Origin of the sequence: Shewanella sp. HL-SH4 (genome assembly GCF_051164845.1) — a bacterium.
GTDB lineage: Bacteria > Pseudomonadota > Gammaproteobacteria > Enterobacterales > Shewanellaceae > Shewanella > Shewanella glacialimarina.
On record NZ_CP195037.1, the window covers coordinates 2,114,601 to 2,129,554 of the forward strand.

Sequence of the window (14,954 nt, forward strand, 5' to 3'; positions counted from 1 at the left end):
ATGGCTCCCCTTATGATTGAGTTTAATCGGTTTAGTTGAATTTATGCAGTTTTTCTCAATAAGCCACGTTTTTTCAAATGTACCAATAAAATGGATATTGCTGCTGGGGTTATTCCAGATATACGCGATGCTTGACCAACTGTATCAGGTTTATGGTTATTCAGTTTAGCAATAACCTCATTGGATAAGCCTGGAACTTCTTGATAATCCAAATCTAACGGCAACAATGAACTTTCATGGCGAATAGCTTTATCTATTTCACCTTGTTGACGTTGTATATAACCAGAATATTTAACTTGTATTTGAACTTGTTCAGCTGCCTGTGGATCTTCAAGTCCAGGGCCAAACCCTTCTAAAGACATTAACTTAGGGTAGTCCATTTCTGGACGACGTAATAAGTCCTCAAAAGAAGCTTCACGTGATATAGGTGTATTTAACTCTGGATTTAATACATCTAGCAAAGGTGAATTTGGGTGAACCCATTGGCCACGAAGACGCTGCAATTCCAATTCGATCGATTCACGTTTTTCAGTGAATTTAGTCCAGCGATCATCATCGACTAATCCTAATTCACGACCTTTTTCAGTCAGACGTAAGTCAGCATTATCTTCACGCAGTAATAAACGATACTCTGCACGACTGGTGAACATACGGTACGGTTCTTTGGTGCCTAAAGTTGATAAATCATCAACTAAAACACCAAGATATGCTTCATCACGGCGTGGACACCAGCTTTCTTTACCTTGCACCTGTAAACTTGCATTCATTCCTGCAAGTAAACCTTGTGCAGCAGCTTCTTCATATCCTGTTGTACCGTTAATTTGCCCTGCAAAGAATAATCCAGCGATCGCTTTTGTTTCTAGTGAATTTTTAAGATCTCTTGGATCAAAATAATCATATTCAATAGCATAACCTGGTCGCATAATTTCAGCATTTTCCATGCCTTTAATCGAACGAACTAAATTAAGCTGTACATCAAATGGTAAGCTAGTTGAAATACCATTTGGATAAATTTCATTAGTGCTTAGGCCTTCTGGCTCAATAAATATCTGATGTGATGATTTATCTGCAAAGCGATGTATTTTATCTTCAATAGATGGACAATATCTTGGACCAATACCTTCGATAACCCCTGAATACATTGGACTTCTGTCTAAACCACCTCGAATGATATCGTGGGTCTTTTCATTAGTGTGTGTGATATAACAAGATACTTGTCTAGGATGCTGACTAACATCACCAATAAATGACATTACTGGCAATGGTGTATCGCCTTTTTGTTCTGTCATTTGATTAAAATCAATAGTGTTTGCATCAATACGAGGTGGTGTACCTGTTTTTAATCGTCCGACACGGATTGGTAATTCACGTAAACGATTTGCTAGTGCGATAGCTGGTGGATCACCTGCTCTACCACCGCTGTAGTTTTGCATGCCAATGTGAATTTTACCGCTTAAAAAAGTGCCTGTTGTTAACACAACGCTTGGTGCTTCAAATGCTAATCCCATTTGAGTAACAACACCAATAATTCTATTATTTTCAACAACAACGTCATCTACAGCTTGTTGGAATATTCGCAAGTTAGCTTGATTTTGAAGAATGTGTTGAATTTTTTCACGATACAAAGCTCTGTCAGCTTGTGCCCGAGTAGCTCGAACTGCTGGTCCTTTGCTGGAATTTAATGTTCTAAATTGAATTCCTGCAAAGTCAGTTGCTATTGCCATTGAACCGCCTAAAGCGTCAATTTCTTTGACCAAATGACCTTTTCCGATACCACCGATTGCTGGGTTACAGGACATTTGTCCTAGAGTATCGATATTGTGCGTGAGTAATAGGGTTTTTGATCCCATTCTTGCAGCGGCGAGTGCGGCTTCAGTTCCGGCATGACCACCACCAACAACAATTACATCAAACCGTTCATGAAAATGCATTTGCAACCTACGTTAACTAATTTAAAAAAATGGGTTAAAAAAATTGTCGAGTTTTAGTCGAGTTCAAATTGAGCGGATCATTTTAGCATTTGAAGGGCACTTGGTGAAAGATCATTTTTACCTGTTCGATCTAATGTGGTTTGACTAATAGATCTTAAGATCTTTATATAGATCTTCTTATTATGTTTATTATTAGGATCGATGAAATCTGTGGGTAACGCTAATTTTTCATTAATATTATAGGCTTACAAGATCCTAATCCTGTGATCATTTAGCGATCAAACCCAAGATAAGCTGGGGATAGATCGCATAGTTATCCACAAGGGGGATATTGATCAAGATCGGGGTGTGAACAGTACAGGGTTATGATCGTATAAATTAATAGTTTATCCACATATTTATAAATAAAATTAGTTTTTTGTGGATAAACTGGAACTAAATTGTGGGTTATTGATCTATTACACCCATAAAAAGTGTTAATAGATCTAAATGATCAGCTCTTGCCAGTTAGATAACCATGATAAGGCGGGCTCTTCTGGGATAGGATCGCGTTGTACATCAATTTGGATCTTATCCACAATGGCTTTTGCTCCAGCGGCTTCAAATAAGCTAATCAGTAATTCTGGCCCCTGACAAAAAGTATCGTAACTTGAATCGCCAATAGCGCATAAAGCAAACTTATATTGTGTCAGATCCGGCATTTTTAGCATTAATTGTTGATAAAATGGCTGGATATTATCGGGTAGATCGCCTGCTCCATGAGTAGAACAAACTAAAATCCATAGTGGATATTCGCTCAAATTATCTAGATTTGGCTCCAGCATAACGCTTGTTTGATGGCCTATTTCAACGAGCTGAGCGGCTAAATCATCGGCAATATACTCACTGCCGCCTAACGTTGTGCCTACTAATAGTGCTATTTTTGCCATGTTAACTCCAAATAATGTTCGAGATATTTATTCATTTTGCCTGATTTATGCAATTTATTCATTGCACCTTTTAGGGAGACTCAGTAGTTTTAGATTAATCTTCTTACAATTGTGTAACATAAATAATGACTTTAGTTGAACTTACTCAGCAATTTGCCGATATTGCCTGGGGCCCACATATGCTCATTTTACTCGTGGGAGGTGGATTATTCTTCCTGATTTACTCTCGGTTTGTGCCATTTAGATATATAGGTCATGCAATTAGTATTTTGCGTGGTAAACATCCTGATGATGGTGCCGAGGGCCATATTAGTCATGCGGGAGCCTTATCCAGTGCGATGGCCGGTACTGTAGGTATGGGCAATATAGGGAGTGTGGCTGTGGCTATTATGGTGGGGGGACCTGGTGCTATTTTTTGGATGTGGATCAGTGCCATAGTGGGGATGGCAACTAAATTTTTTACCTGTACCTTAGCTATTATGTACCGTGGAAAAGATGAAAATGGGGATGTACAGGGCGGACCTATGTACATTATCACCCAGGGACTTTCTAAAAAATGGCACTTTTTAGCGGTATTTTTTTGTGTTGTAGGATTAGTCGGTAATTTTCCATTATTTAATTCAAATCAATTAGTGCAGATCATTCGTGAATGGTTGATCGTTAAGCCGGGCTATTTTCCTGCAAATGAATCGACTTTTATGTTGGATCTTGGCCTTGGGATCGTAGTGATGTTAATTGTTGCTAGCGTCATTTTGGGTGGGATCAAGCGAATTGCAACGGTTGCATCTAAAGTGGTTCCTTTGATGATTTTGATCTATATGGGTTGTGCTTTCTACGTTATAGCCACTCATCTAAATGAAATACCCGGGTATTTTGCATTAATTTTCACCGAAGCTTTCTCATTAAATTCGGTTGGAGGAGGGATTTTAGGCACTATGTTAATCGGTATTCGCCGAGCGGCTTTTTCTAACGAGGCCGGTATTGGAACTGAAGTGATGGCCCATGGTTGTGCTAAAACTAACGAGCCAGTAAAAGAAGGCTTAGTGGCTATGCTTGGTCCTACTATTGATACCCTAATGGTGTGTACTGCTACGGCGATGATTATATTAATATCTGGGGTTTGGCAGGGAACAGAAGCTGAAGGGGTTAATTTATCTGCTCAGGCATTTAGTATAACTATGCCTGGTGTTGGACCTTATTTATTGATTTTATGTGTGGTGTTTTTCAGTATTAGTACCATTTTTACTCAGGCTTTTTATGGTGGTCAATGTTTTGCATTTCTATTTGGTCGTAGCAAAATACGCTATTATCAATACTTTTATTTATTGGCCATTTTGTTTGCAGCAACTGCTAGTCTTCAAGAAATTGTTAATATTATTGATGCTGCGTACGCATTAATGGCTATTCCAACAATGACATCAGCTATTTTACTTGCACCTAAAGTTAAGGCAGCTTCGGTTAAATACTTTGCTAAGTTAAAAGTTAATCAGCTAAATTAATTGGGTATATTTACTTTATAACTTAAAAAAGGAATGCATCTGCATTCCTTTTTAATTTATATAAGTGGGTTTACTGGTTAAAAATATTTAGCGTGAAAGCGAAGGTGTTCTTCAATAAAACTGGAGATGAAATAATAACTGTGATCATAACCTTCTTGCATACGTAAGGTTAACGGGTAATTAACATGTTTAGCGGCATCTTTTAAGGCTTGTGGGTTAAGTTGTTCAGCTAAAAAGTTATCATCACTACCTTGGTCCACCAGCGCAGGAATATACGCTTTTACATCTGTTAACGTTTTTAGTCGCTCACAGCTGTCATATTCAAGCCAGGTACTTTCATCTTCTCCTAAATAACCTTTGAAAGCTTTTTGCCCCCAAGGACTACTTATGGGATGACAGATTGGGCTGAATGCTGACACGCTACTGTATCTGGCAAGATTACTAAAGGCGATAAGCAGTGCACCATGGCCGCCCATAGAATGGCCGCTAATTGCACGTTGTTTTGTGACGGGAAAGTTAGCTTCAATAATGGCGGGTAACTCATCAACGACATAATCATACATCTGATAGTGTTGATTGAATGGCGCTTGATTTGCATTAACATAAAAGCCAGCGCCTAAGCCAAAATCATATGCTCCTTTACTATCGTCAGGTACTTCATCACCGCGGGGGCTGGTATCTGGACAAACAATAGCAAAACCCAGTTCTGCAGCAAGTTTAAGTGCACCTGCTTTTTGCATAAAGTTTTCATCGGTGCAGGTTAATCCTGATAACCAATAAAGTACGGGGACTTTTTTTGTTTGTGCTTGCGGCGGCAAAAAAATAGCAAAACGCATACTACAATGTGTGCTGGTTGACTGATGGCTAAACTGTTTATGCCAGCCATTAAATACTTTAGTTGCGCTCACTTGTTCAATAGGCATCTTGATTCCTTTTTGCTGTTACTTACACGAAAAGCTAATAACACTAAAGTAGATAGTGTTATTAGCTTGTTTATTATAGCTAGATGGTACCGATTAAAATCACTTATTAAAGTGAATTACACTGCGAATACTTTCACCTTTGTGCATAAGGTCAAATGCATCATTAATGCCTTCAAGTCCCATTGTGTGGGTAATGAACTGGTCTAGTTTAAATTCGCCTGCGAGATATTGCTCAACAATGCCAGGTAATTCACTGCGTCCTTTTACACCACCAAATGCACTACCACGCCATACTCGGCCAGTAACTAATTGGAATGGACGGGTTGATATTTCTTGGCCTGCGCCTGCTACGCCAATGACGACAGACTCACCCCAACCTTTATGACAACATTCTAATGCGCTGCGCATTACGTTGACGTTACCAATACATTCGAATGAGAAATCAACGCCGCCATCAGTCATTTCAACAATCACATCTTGAATGGGTTTATCAAAGTTTTTAGGATTAATGCAGTCAGTTGCACCCAGCTTTTTAGCTAACTCGAACTTAGATTCGTTTAAGTCTATGCCAATAATTCTGCTTGCACCGGCCATGGTTGCGCCAATAATTGCCGATAAACCAATACCACCTAGACCAAAAATAGCAACCGTATCACCTTTTTGTACTTTCGCTGTTTTAAGTACAGCACCTATCCCTGTAGTGACACCACAACCGAGTAAACATACTTCTTCAAGTGGTGCTATAGGGTTTACTTTGGCTAAAGATATTTCCGGTAATACTGTGTATTCAGAAAATGTTGAACAGCCCATATAATGAAAAATAGGTTCACCGTCTTTAAAGAAACGTGTAGTGCCGTCAGGCATTAGACCTTTACCTTGAGTTGCACGAACGGCGCTACATAAATTGGTTTTACCTGAAGTACAAAATTTACACTTGCCACACTCAGCGGTATACAGTGGAATAACGTGATCACCCACTTTAACACTGTTAACGCCTTCACCTACCATGTGAACTACGCCGCCACCTTCATGTCCTAAAATAGCCGGGAATACCCCTTCAGGATCATCCCCTGATAATGTGAAAGCATCTGTATGACAAACACCTGATGCCACAATGCGGACCATCACTTCACCCGCTTTTGGGTACATTACGTCTACTTCTTCCACTTTTAATGGCTGACCTGGTCCCCAAGCAACGGCGGCTTTAGATTTTATAAATTGTGCTGACATGTGGTTATTCCTGTTTAAGGTTTCTTTAGCTAGGTTAACAAAAAAGCGCTCTACACAGTGTAGATGATTAAACTATTGTAATTGTTTTCTATAAGATGATAATTAGCTTATATTGCAAATCACTTTTACGAGGATGTAACAATGATACCATGGGATGGAGTGGTTGAGTTTGTCGCTGTTGCACAAACAGAAAGCTTTACTCAAGCCGCCAGCCGTTTAGGTATTTCCACCGCACAGGTGAGCCGCCAAGTGAGCCAACTTGAGAATAGGCTCGCAATAAAATTATTCTATCGCACTACACGTAAAGTCTCTCTTACTGAAGAAGGCGCGATATATTTTCGCCATTGTCGTCAAGTGTTGGATGGGCTAGAAGAGGCTGAACGGGCTATTTCTAGTTTGCAGCATTCTCCACAAGGGCTTATTAGAATGACAGCACCAGTCACTTATGGTGAACGGTTTGTTATGCCTATTGTGGTAGATTTTATGGCGCAATATCCACAAGTTGAGGTTATTTGTGAATTAACCAATAAACAGCTGGATTTGGTAGATGGCAGTTATGATTTGGCTATTCGATTAGGGCGTTTGGCTGATTCGAGCTTAATTGCTAAACGGCTCAGTAGCCGTCGCCAATATGTTTGCGCTTCGCCTGCTTATCTTAAGCAATACGGTGTGCCTGAAAATTTAACCGATTTAAATCAACATGATTGTTTAATTGGCACTAATAGCCATTGGCACTTTGATGAGCAGGGTAAAGAGAAAGTCATTAAAGTGCAGGGACGTTTGCAATGTAGCAGTGGCATGACGTTATTAGATGCGGCTATAAGGGACATGGGAGTTGTGCAATTACCCGGTTATTACGTCAATGAGGCAATAGCACAGGGCCAACTGACGGTGTTACTGGGTCAGTACCAACAGGCAAAAGAAGGTATTTGGGCCTTGTATCCGCAAAATAGGCATTTATCTGCCAAAGTGCGTTTATTAGTCGATATGTTGGCTGACAAATTACCTTAATTAATGTTTTTAATTGTTTATAAATGGGTTAAATATCGATTAATTTGAGCTCTGGGCATTCGAGTAATGTTATTTACGGTATCAAAAGCTAAATCAATACCTGGCGATTTATCACTAAGTAATGTTAATTGATGCAACCATAGATGTGCTGTCATTGTGGCATCTGCTAATGCGCGATGGAATAATCCATCGGTTGGCAGTTGATGATATTCCACTAAAGTAGCTAGTTTATGGTTCGGTGCCTGTTGGCTTATGCGACGTGATAACAATAATGAGCACGCAAATTGTCCTGAATAGCGTCGCTTGCATAAAGCAAATTCAGCATCTAGAAATTTTTTATCAAAACTGGCATTGTGAGCAACCAAATTAAAGTCACCAATAAAGTCTGCAAATTTATCCATAACTACCTGACAGCTTGGTGCATCACGTAACATAGCATTAGTGATCCCAGTATATTGTTCAATAAAGGCATTCACTCTTCTGCCTGGGTTGATTAAAGACTGGAAGGTATCAATAATGACACCGTCAACAATCTTTACTGCGCCTATTTCTATCGCCCTGTCACCGTTATCAGGTGATAAGCCGGTGGTTTCAAAATCGAGTACGATGACATTATTAGCTAACAGCATATTCACTTATTACCTATACACTACTTACCAATACAGAATGAGCCGAATATTTTGCCTAGCAAGTCATCGGAGGTAAATTTACCGGTTATTTCTGATAATGCCATCTGGCACATACGTAACTCTTCTGCGAGTAATTCACCGGCTAAGTACACTTCAAGTTGTTCTTTACCCAGCATTAAATGGCTTGCAGCTAAATCTAAGGCTTCTAAATGACGACGACGGGCAATAAATCCGCCTTCTAAATTACTTTGATAACCCATTAACGATTTTAGATGCTGCTTAAGATCTTTAATTCCTAAACCCGTTTTAGCAGATATACGGTAGACGTCATAACCCTGTTCTTCTGACATTGTTAACGGTTCGCCAGTTAAGTCCGCTTTATTACGAATAACGGTAATACCTAATCTTGGCGGCAAGCGGTCAATAAAGTCTGGCCAAATATCATGTGGATTAATGGCATCGGTTGTGGTGCCATCGACCATAAATAACACTCTGTCAGCGGTGGCTATTTCAGCCCAGGCACGTTCAATACCTATTTGCTCAACGGTATCTGTGGTATCACGTAAACCCGCAGTATCGATGATATGAAGTGGCATGCCATCAAGGTGAATATGCTCACGTAATACATCACGGGTAGTGCCAGCAATTTCGGTAACAATGGCTGACTCTTTTCCAGCTAGTGCATTGAGTAAACTTGATTTACCGGCATTAGGGCGGCCTGCAATAACCACTTTCATGCCTTCGCGAATAATGGACCCTTGCTTAGCACTGGCTTGAACAGTGTCTAGTTTATCGATGATTTTATATAACGCACTGGCAATTTTGCCATCGGATAAAAAGTCGACTTCCTCATCGGGAAAATCAATCGCCGCTTCGACATATAAACGCAGGTTGGTGACTTGTTCAACTAACTGATGAACCTCCTTAGAAAACTCACCTTGAAGTGATTGCAGTGCACTTTTAGCGGCCTGTTCACTGGTGGCATCAATTAGGTCAGCAATGGCTTCTGCCTGGGTTAAATCAAGCTTGTCGTTCAAAAATGCCTGTTCACTAAACTCACCCGGCTTGGCAATACGAATACCGTCAATTTCCATAACACGCTTTATTAGCATGTCTAATACTATTTGGCCGCCATGACCTTGTAGCTCTAAAACATCTTCACCGGTAAATGAGTTAGGGCCTTTAAAGAACAAAGCGATGCCTTGGTCGATAACCAGACCATCGCTACTATTAAAGTCACAATATTCGGCATAACGGGTTTTAGGAATATGACCAATAATAGCGGTGGCCACTGTGCTGGCTAAGTCACCTGATACGCGAATAATGCCTACACCACCACGACCGGGTGCGGTAGCTTGTGCCACAATAGTATCTGTTGTCACGGTTATTTCCTGCTAAATTATTAATGGAAAAGGCGGCCAATTAAGCCGCCTTTTTATTATTAAACTATTTAGTTTACTGCAGAGCTTGGGCTTATTTTAAGCCTTTTTTATCAAGTCCGGCATAAATAATTTTTTGTTGGGTAATGGCCACTAAGTTACCCACTAACCAGTAAAGTACTAAACCTGCTGGGAACCATAGGAAGAACACAGTAAAGATAACTGGCATCCACTGCATCATCTTAACTTGCATAGGGTCCATAGTCGGTGCCATTGGTTGCATCTTTTGCATTAACCACATAGACACACCCATTAATAACGGAAGTACATAGTAAGGATCTTGTACCGATAAATCGTTAATCCATAGCATGAATGGCGCATGACGCAATTCATAACTTTCAAGTAATACCCAGTAAAGTGCAATGAAGATAGGCATTTGCAGAAGGATAGGTAAACAGCCACCAAGTGGATTTACTTTTTCTTTCTTGTAGAGTTCCATCATAGCTTGACCCATCTTTTGACGGTCATCACCAAAACGCTCTTTCATATCCGTTAGCTTAGGCTGTAGGTTACGCATTCTAGCCATAGAGGTATATTGCGCTTTGGTTAATGGATATAACAAACCACGTACAGTTAGGGTGATTAAAATAATCGCCATACCCCAGTTGCCCACAAATGATTGATAGAACATCAATAACCAGTGAATTGGAATCGCTAACCACCAAAGAAAACCGTAATCTACTACTAAGTTCAAAGACTCAGATATAGCAGACAATGATTCTTGATCCTTAGGACCAACATAAAATTGAGATGAAATAGTTTGCTCTGCACCTGGTGCAATATCATATATTGCACCACGGAAACCTATGTTAGCCAAACCACCCGCACTGACGCTTGAAAAAATAGTGTTTTGATCATTAGCTGGTGGTACCCAAGCAGAAACAAAATAGTGTTGAAGCATTGCAGCCCAACCACCTAATGTTTTCTTGTCTAGGTTTTTGTCAGCCATATCATCGAAGCTGTATTTCTCATAACGAGTGTCTGCAGTTGAGAAAGCCGCACCGCGATAAGTTGGCATCATCATGCTGCTTTCGCTTTCTTTGATGCTGTGCTTAATTTGACCATACATTTGAACTTGCAGTGGTTCTGCTGAAGTGTTGTTTATGCGGTAATCAACGTCAATACTAAATTTACCACGGTGAAGTACAAAGACTTTCGTGTAAGTAACGTCGTTGTCAGCAACAAAAGTGAGTGGCACTTCTAAACTATCTTGGCCATCAGCTAAAGTATATTGCTGTGACTGGCTAGTATAGTGCGCGCGACCTTTTGCACTGCTATCGATACCATTACGGCCAATTAAGCCGCTTTGGGCGATATAGTAGATGTCTTTTGTTTGCTCAAGCAGTACAAAAGATTCTTCTTTATCTATTTCAAGTCTGTGTCCAACTAATGCTGAATAAACAATATCGCCACCTACTGGATCAATTTTTAATACTAATTGGTCTGTAGTAATAGTGATCAGTTCTTTAGATGCGCTAACCACTTCCGGTAGGGAAGTATCAGCATCTGGAACATCAGATGTTTGAGAATTATTTGCCGTCGATGCTACAACTGATGATTCAATTGCGACGGGTTGTGGTGTTTTATCTGTTTGCCATTGTTGCCACATTAAAAAGCTGACAAACAGCAGACCTATTAGCAATATATTGCGTTGAGATTCCATAGCCTATTTATTACACCTGTCATTTTTAGGGGGGACGGGATCATTACCGCCGGCATGTAAAGGGTGACATTTTAATATGCGTTTGATTGCAAACCAACTACCTTTTGCCGTTCCATGTGTTTTTATTGCTTCAATAGCATAATGTGAACATGTTGGATTGAATCGACAACGCGGTCCAATCATAGGGCTGATAAGAAGTTGATAGCCACGAATAAACGTGGTTGCTAGCCATTGTAACGGCGACTGAGTTTGCGCCATAGCTTTTCTATTAATTTATGTAGTTCTGCATTTTCCATTTCCATCACGCCATTTCTGACCAATACTACGATATCTATGTTGGGGATGTCGTGTTGATGTAAACGAAAACTATCTCTGATCACACGTTTAATACGATTACGCTGATTAGCACGTTTAACAAAACGTTTTGCAACAGTTAATCCTAAACGGGGATGTTGCTCTAGGTTTGGAACTGCGAGCAGGGTTATTTCAGCAGAAGATGCTTTGATTGGATTGGAGAATACAGATTTAAATTGCGCGGGAGTTAGCAAACGTAACTCCCGCGTAAAGGTATAGCTAGTCACCTAGTTATCTACTTAATTAAGCAGACAAACGAGCGCGACCTTTCGCACGACGACGTGCAAGCACCTTACGGCCGCCTACAGTGGCCATACGAGCGCGAAAGCCGTGAGAACGCTTGCGCTTCAGGTTGCTAGGTTGAAAAGTACGTTTACTCATGATGGCAATCCGTCTTTGTTAGTGAATTTGCCTTATCTCCAACATTAGAGGTAAGGGTAAAAAAGAGGCCGAATTGTAATCACTTTAACTCTCAGCGTCAACAGCCAAAATGGTTATATGATAAATTTCTGCCAATTAACCTTCGTTAAGATTTGTTAAATACCACAATATTGTGTGGATAACTCTGTGTACCAACACAATATATAGTGGTTTTAAAACTATATTACCAGATCGAAGAATGCGCATTATAGATCATTCTGGATCGGTTAATAAAGCGGGATTTGCATCATTTTGATAGAAAATAGATCGGCTTTGATCTTTAATGATCGAAGATATCCACATACAATGATCGCCTTGGGGATAAATATTAGATTAACGATAGCGATCATCCTGATCTCACTATAGAATAGATCTCCTTTTGTTAACCTATTTTTGGGGAAGAAATAAGTGGCGGTTTCACTTTGGCAACAATGTATCGGTAGGCTGCAAGACGAATTATCGGCTCAGCAGTTCAGTATGTGGATCCGTCCGTTACAAGCTGAAATGGATGGTGATACGTTAGTTCTTTATGCTCCAAATAGATTCGTATTAGATTGGGTGCGTGATAAGTACATTAATATCATTAATCAATTTTTTACCGAGCAAATGGGCAGTAATGCGCCTAAATTGCGTTTTGATATTGGCAGTCGTCCTTCAGCTCGCCAAACTCCAGTGGTGTCAGCCCCTGTTTATGCAAAGCCAAGTGGTCACCAGACTAAGGCGCGTGTTGGTACAACCTTTAACACTCAAGCTGACCCTGTAGCCAATGCTAACCATCGTAGTAACATTAACCCTACTTATCAGTTTGATAACTTCGTTGAAGGTAAATCAAACCAATTAGGTAAAGCTGCCGCATTACAAGTTGCCGAAAATCCGGGTGGCGCTTATAACCCGTTATTTTTATATGGCGGCACAGGTTTAGGTAAAACTCACTTATTACATGCTGTCGGTAATGGCATCATTAAAAATAACCCAAATGCAAAAGTGGTTTACATGCATTCTGAGCGTTTTGTTCAGGACATGGTTAAAGCATTACAAAATAATGCTATAGAAGAATTCAAACGTTACTATCGCAGTGTTGATGCTTTGTTTATTGATGATATTCAATTTTTTGCTAACAAAGATCGTTCACAAGAAGAATTTTTCCATACCTTCAATGCGTTATTGGAAGGCAACCATCAGATCATCTTGACGTCAGATCGTTATCCTAAAGAGATTGACGGTGTTGAAGATCGTTTGAAGTCGCGTTTTGGTTGGGGGTTAACTGTGGCCATTGAGCCACCAGAGTTAGAAACCCGCGTAGCGATTTTAATGCGTAAAGCACAAGAGAGTGGAATAAACCTACCTGATGAAGTGGCGTTCTTTATTGCTAAACGTTTACGTTCTAACGTACGTGAACTAGAAGGGGCATTAAACCGTGTTATTGCTAATGCTAACTTCACTGGCCGCCCAATTACCATTGATTTTGTCCGTGAAGCATTACGTGATCTCTTAGCGTTACAAGAAAAGCTAGTCACGATAGACAATATTCAGAAAACAGTGGCAGAATACTACAAAATAAAAATGGCAGATATGCTGTCTAAACGTCGCTCGCGTAGTGTGGCAAGGCCAAGACAAGTGGCGATGGCGCTATCTAAAGAACTCACAAACCATAGCTTACCTGAAATAGGTGATGCATTTGGTGGTCGAGACCATACAACCGTGCTGCATGCCTGTCGTAAGATTGCGCAGCTGCGCGAAGAAAGTCACGACATTAAAGAAGACTATGCCAACTTAATAAGAACGCTTTCTTCTTAATTCAGGGAATACTGACACAATGAAATTTTCAATTGATAGGGATGCACTGTTAAAACCATTGCAATTGGTTTGTGGTGCCGTTGAACGTAGACACAACTTACCCATTCTTGCCAATTTACTTGTTGAAGTTAGTGACAACTCACTTAAGTTAACCGGTACAGATTTAGAGGTTGAGCTGGTTGGTCAAGCTGCTATTCAAGGTGATGTTGTTACTGGACGCACAACGGTTCCAGCCAAAAAGCTGTTAGATATTGTTAAATCATTACCTGACTCATCAGAGCTGCATATTGAGCAACAAGATAATAAATGGTTGCTGCGTTCTGGCCGTAGCCGTTTTTCATTGGCCACACTACCGGCTGAAGATTACCCTAACGTTGAAGCATTCCAAGCCGATATTGAATTTAGTATAAAACAAGGTGTGTTGAAATCGATTATTGATTCGACTCAGTTTTCGATGGCTAATCAGGATGTGCGTTATTACCTTAATGGTCTGTTATTTGAAACCGAAGGTAATATGTTGCGTTCTATTGCCACCGATGGCCATCGTTTAGCATTAAGCCACCGCCAAGTTGAACAAACACTGCCTGAAAAACAAGTTATTGTCCCGCGTAAAGGCGTGGTAGAAATGTCGCGCTTATTGGATAGTGAAGATCAAGATATTACAATCAGTATTGGTGATAATGCTATTCGTGCCGTAACGGCCAATGCAGTATTTACCAGTAAACTCGTTGATGGCCGCTTCCCTGATTATCGTAGAGTGTTACCTAAAGGCGGCAATAAAATTGTCATTGCCAGCCGTAATCAGCTTAAACAAGCATTAACCCGCGCCTCGATTCTTTCTAACGAGAAGTTCCGTGGTGTGCGTATTCAGCTTGAACCTGGCTTATTAAAAATTACCGCTAATAACCCTGAGCAGGAAGAAGCCGAAGAGATTATTGATGTTGACTATAATTCAGATAATTTAGAAATTGGTTTTAATGTTAGCTATTTATTGGATGTACTCAATAACCTTGCCAGTGATGAAGTTCGCATCACCTTAATAGATGGTAACTCAAGTGCTTTAATTGAGAATCACCTTGAAGAAGACTCCATGTATGTGGTTATGCCAATGCGCCTATAAGGGCGTTGT

The 14,954-nt window shown here is 40.2% G+C and carries 14 protein-coding genes; 4 read left to right on the top strand and 10 right to left on the bottom strand.

What is annotated here, in order from left to right:
* Window positions 1-41 precede the first annotated feature (41 nt).
* Together mnmG and mioC are read right to left on the bottom strand one after the other, a co-directional pair.
* Window positions 42-1,931, bottom strand: coding sequence for a tRNA uridine-5-carboxymethylaminomethyl(34) synthesis enzyme MnmG (gene mnmG / locus ACRWQL_RS10290; protein WP_434953309.1), 1,890 nt, complete (start codon window positions 1,929-1,931; stop codon window positions 42-44).
* Between the two features lie 485 nt (window positions 1,932-2,416).
* On the bottom strand, window positions 2,417-2,860 hold the full coding sequence (gene mioC / locus ACRWQL_RS10295; protein ID WP_434953310.1) for an FMN-binding protein MioC: 444 nt from the start codon (window positions 2,858-2,860) through the stop codon (window positions 2,417-2,419).
* 125 nt (window positions 2,861-2,985) lie between these two features.
* Here mioC and ACRWQL_RS10300 point away from each other — a divergent pair, with 125 nt between their 5' ends.
* Window positions 2,986-4,359, top strand: coding sequence for an alanine/glycine:cation symporter family protein (locus ACRWQL_RS10300; protein ID WP_434953312.1), 1,374 nt, complete (start codon window positions 2,986-2,988; stop codon window positions 4,357-4,359).
* A 77-nt stretch (window positions 4,360-4,436) separates the two neighbouring features.
* On the opposite strand, the gene fghA is transcribed toward ACRWQL_RS10300, so the two are convergent.
* Together fghA and ACRWQL_RS10310 are read right to left on the bottom strand one after the other, a co-directional pair.
* Window positions 4,437-5,282, bottom strand: coding sequence for an S-formylglutathione hydrolase (gene fghA / locus ACRWQL_RS10305; RefSeq protein ID WP_434953313.1), 846 nt, complete (start codon window positions 5,280-5,282; stop codon window positions 4,437-4,439).
* A 99-nt stretch (window positions 5,283-5,381) separates the two neighbouring features.
* Window positions 5,382-6,512: an S-(hydroxymethyl)glutathione dehydrogenase/class III alcohol dehydrogenase gene (locus tag ACRWQL_RS10310; RefSeq protein WP_434953315.1), complete on the bottom strand. Its 1,131-nt coding sequence runs from the start codon at window positions 6,510-6,512 to the stop codon at window positions 5,382-5,384.
* Window positions 6,513-6,653: 141 nt separating this feature from the next.
* On the opposite strand from ACRWQL_RS10310, the gene ACRWQL_RS10315 reads away from it, so the two are divergent.
* The gene (locus tag ACRWQL_RS10315; RefSeq protein ID WP_434953316.1) at window positions 6,654-7,523 is read left to right on the top strand and encodes a LysR substrate-binding domain-containing protein; all 870 of its coding nucleotides are present in this window, start codon (window positions 6,654-6,656) and stop codon (window positions 7,521-7,523) included.
* 17 nt (window positions 7,524-7,540) lie between these two features.
* Here the strand turns inward: ACRWQL_RS10315 and ACRWQL_RS10320 are convergent, their stop codons facing one another.
* The 6 genes from ACRWQL_RS10320 to rpmH form a co-directional block, all read right to left on the bottom strand.
* Window positions 7,541-8,152: a 3'-5' exonuclease gene (locus ACRWQL_RS10320; RefSeq protein ID WP_434928904.1), complete on the bottom strand. Its 612-nt coding sequence runs from the start codon at window positions 8,150-8,152 to the stop codon at window positions 7,541-7,543.
* 20 nt (window positions 8,153-8,172) lie between these two features.
* Window positions 8,173-9,534, bottom strand: coding sequence for a tRNA uridine-5-carboxymethylaminomethyl(34) synthesis GTPase MnmE (gene mnmE / locus ACRWQL_RS10325; protein WP_434953318.1), 1,362 nt, complete (start codon window positions 9,532-9,534; stop codon window positions 8,173-8,175).
* A 91-nt stretch (window positions 9,535-9,625) separates the two neighbouring features.
* On the bottom strand, window positions 9,626-11,254 hold the full coding sequence (gene yidC / locus ACRWQL_RS10330) for a membrane protein insertase YidC (protein ID WP_434953319.1): 1,629 nt from the start codon (window positions 11,252-11,254) through the stop codon (window positions 9,626-9,628).
* A 3-nt stretch (window positions 11,255-11,257) separates the two neighbouring features.
* Entirely contained in the window at window positions 11,258-11,512 is a 255-nt protein-coding gene (yidD, locus tag ACRWQL_RS10335; protein WP_434927674.1) for a membrane protein insertion efficiency factor YidD, read from the bottom strand.
* Window positions 11,479-11,835: a ribonuclease P protein component gene (gene rnpA, locus ACRWQL_RS10340; RefSeq protein ID WP_226412255.1), complete on the bottom strand. Its 357-nt coding sequence runs from the start codon at window positions 11,833-11,835 to the stop codon at window positions 11,479-11,481. The genes yidD and rnpA overlap by 34 nt, the downstream gene beginning before the upstream one ends.
* A gap of 16 nt (window positions 11,836-11,851) precedes the next feature.
* Window positions 11,852-11,989 carry a 50S ribosomal protein L34 gene (gene rpmH, locus ACRWQL_RS10345; RefSeq protein ID WP_006083827.1) on the bottom strand — a complete coding sequence of 46 codons (138 nt, stop codon included), beginning with the start codon at window positions 11,987-11,989 and terminating at the stop codon, window positions 11,852-11,854.
* 447 nt (window positions 11,990-12,436) lie between these two features.
* Here rpmH and dnaA point away from each other — a divergent pair, with 447 nt between their 5' ends.
* Both dnaA and dnaN read left to right on the top strand, forming a co-directional pair.
* Window positions 12,437-13,825: a chromosomal replication initiator protein DnaA gene (gene dnaA / locus ACRWQL_RS10350; RefSeq protein WP_226412258.1), complete on the top strand. Its 1,389-nt coding sequence runs from the start codon at window positions 12,437-12,439 to the stop codon at window positions 13,823-13,825.
* Between the two features lie 19 nt (window positions 13,826-13,844).
* A complete protein-coding gene (gene dnaN / locus ACRWQL_RS10355) occupies window positions 13,845-14,945 on the top strand; it encodes a DNA polymerase III subunit beta (RefSeq protein WP_226412260.1) in 1,101 nt (366 codons plus the stop codon).
* Window positions 14,946-14,954: the final 9 nt, after the last annotated feature.

Excerpts from the sequence above, each read along its gene's own strand:
- mnmG (WP_434953309.1), bottom strand. The coding sequence starts at position 1,931 with ATGCATTTTCATGAACGGTTTGATGTAATTGTTGTTGGTGGTGGTCAT.
- mioC (WP_434953310.1), bottom strand. The coding sequence starts at position 2,860 with ATGGCAAAAATAGCACTATTAGTAGGCACAACGTTAGGCGGCAGTGAG.
- ACRWQL_RS10300 (WP_434953312.1), top strand. The coding sequence starts at position 2,986 with ATGACTTTAGTTGAACTTACTCAGCAATTTGCCGATATTGCCTGGGGC.
- fghA (WP_434953313.1), bottom strand. The coding sequence starts at position 5,282 with ATGCCTATTGAACAAGTGAGCGCAACTAAAGTATTTAATGGCTGGCAT.
- ACRWQL_RS10310 (WP_434953315.1), bottom strand. The coding sequence starts at position 6,512 with ATGTCAGCACAATTTATAAAATCTAAAGCCGCCGTTGCTTGGGGACCA.
- ACRWQL_RS10315 (WP_434953316.1), top strand. The coding sequence starts at position 6,654 with ATGATACCATGGGATGGAGTGGTTGAGTTTGTCGCTGTTGCACAAACA.
- ACRWQL_RS10320 (WP_434928904.1), bottom strand. The coding sequence starts at position 8,152 with ATGCTGTTAGCTAATAATGTCATCGTACTCGATTTTGAAACCACCGGC.
- yidC (WP_434953319.1), bottom strand. The coding sequence starts at position 11,254 with ATGGAATCTCAACGCAATATATTGCTAATAGGTCTGCTGTTTGTCAGC.
- yidD (WP_434927674.1), bottom strand. The coding sequence starts at position 11,512 with ATGGCGCAAACTCAGTCGCCGTTACAATGGCTAGCAACCACGTTTATT.
- rpmH (WP_006083827.1), bottom strand. The coding sequence starts at position 11,989 with ATGAGTAAACGTACTTTTCAACCTAGCAACCTGAAGCGCAAGCGTTCT.
- dnaN (WP_226412260.1), top strand. The coding sequence starts at position 13,845 with ATGAAATTTTCAATTGATAGGGATGCACTGTTAAAACCATTGCAATTG.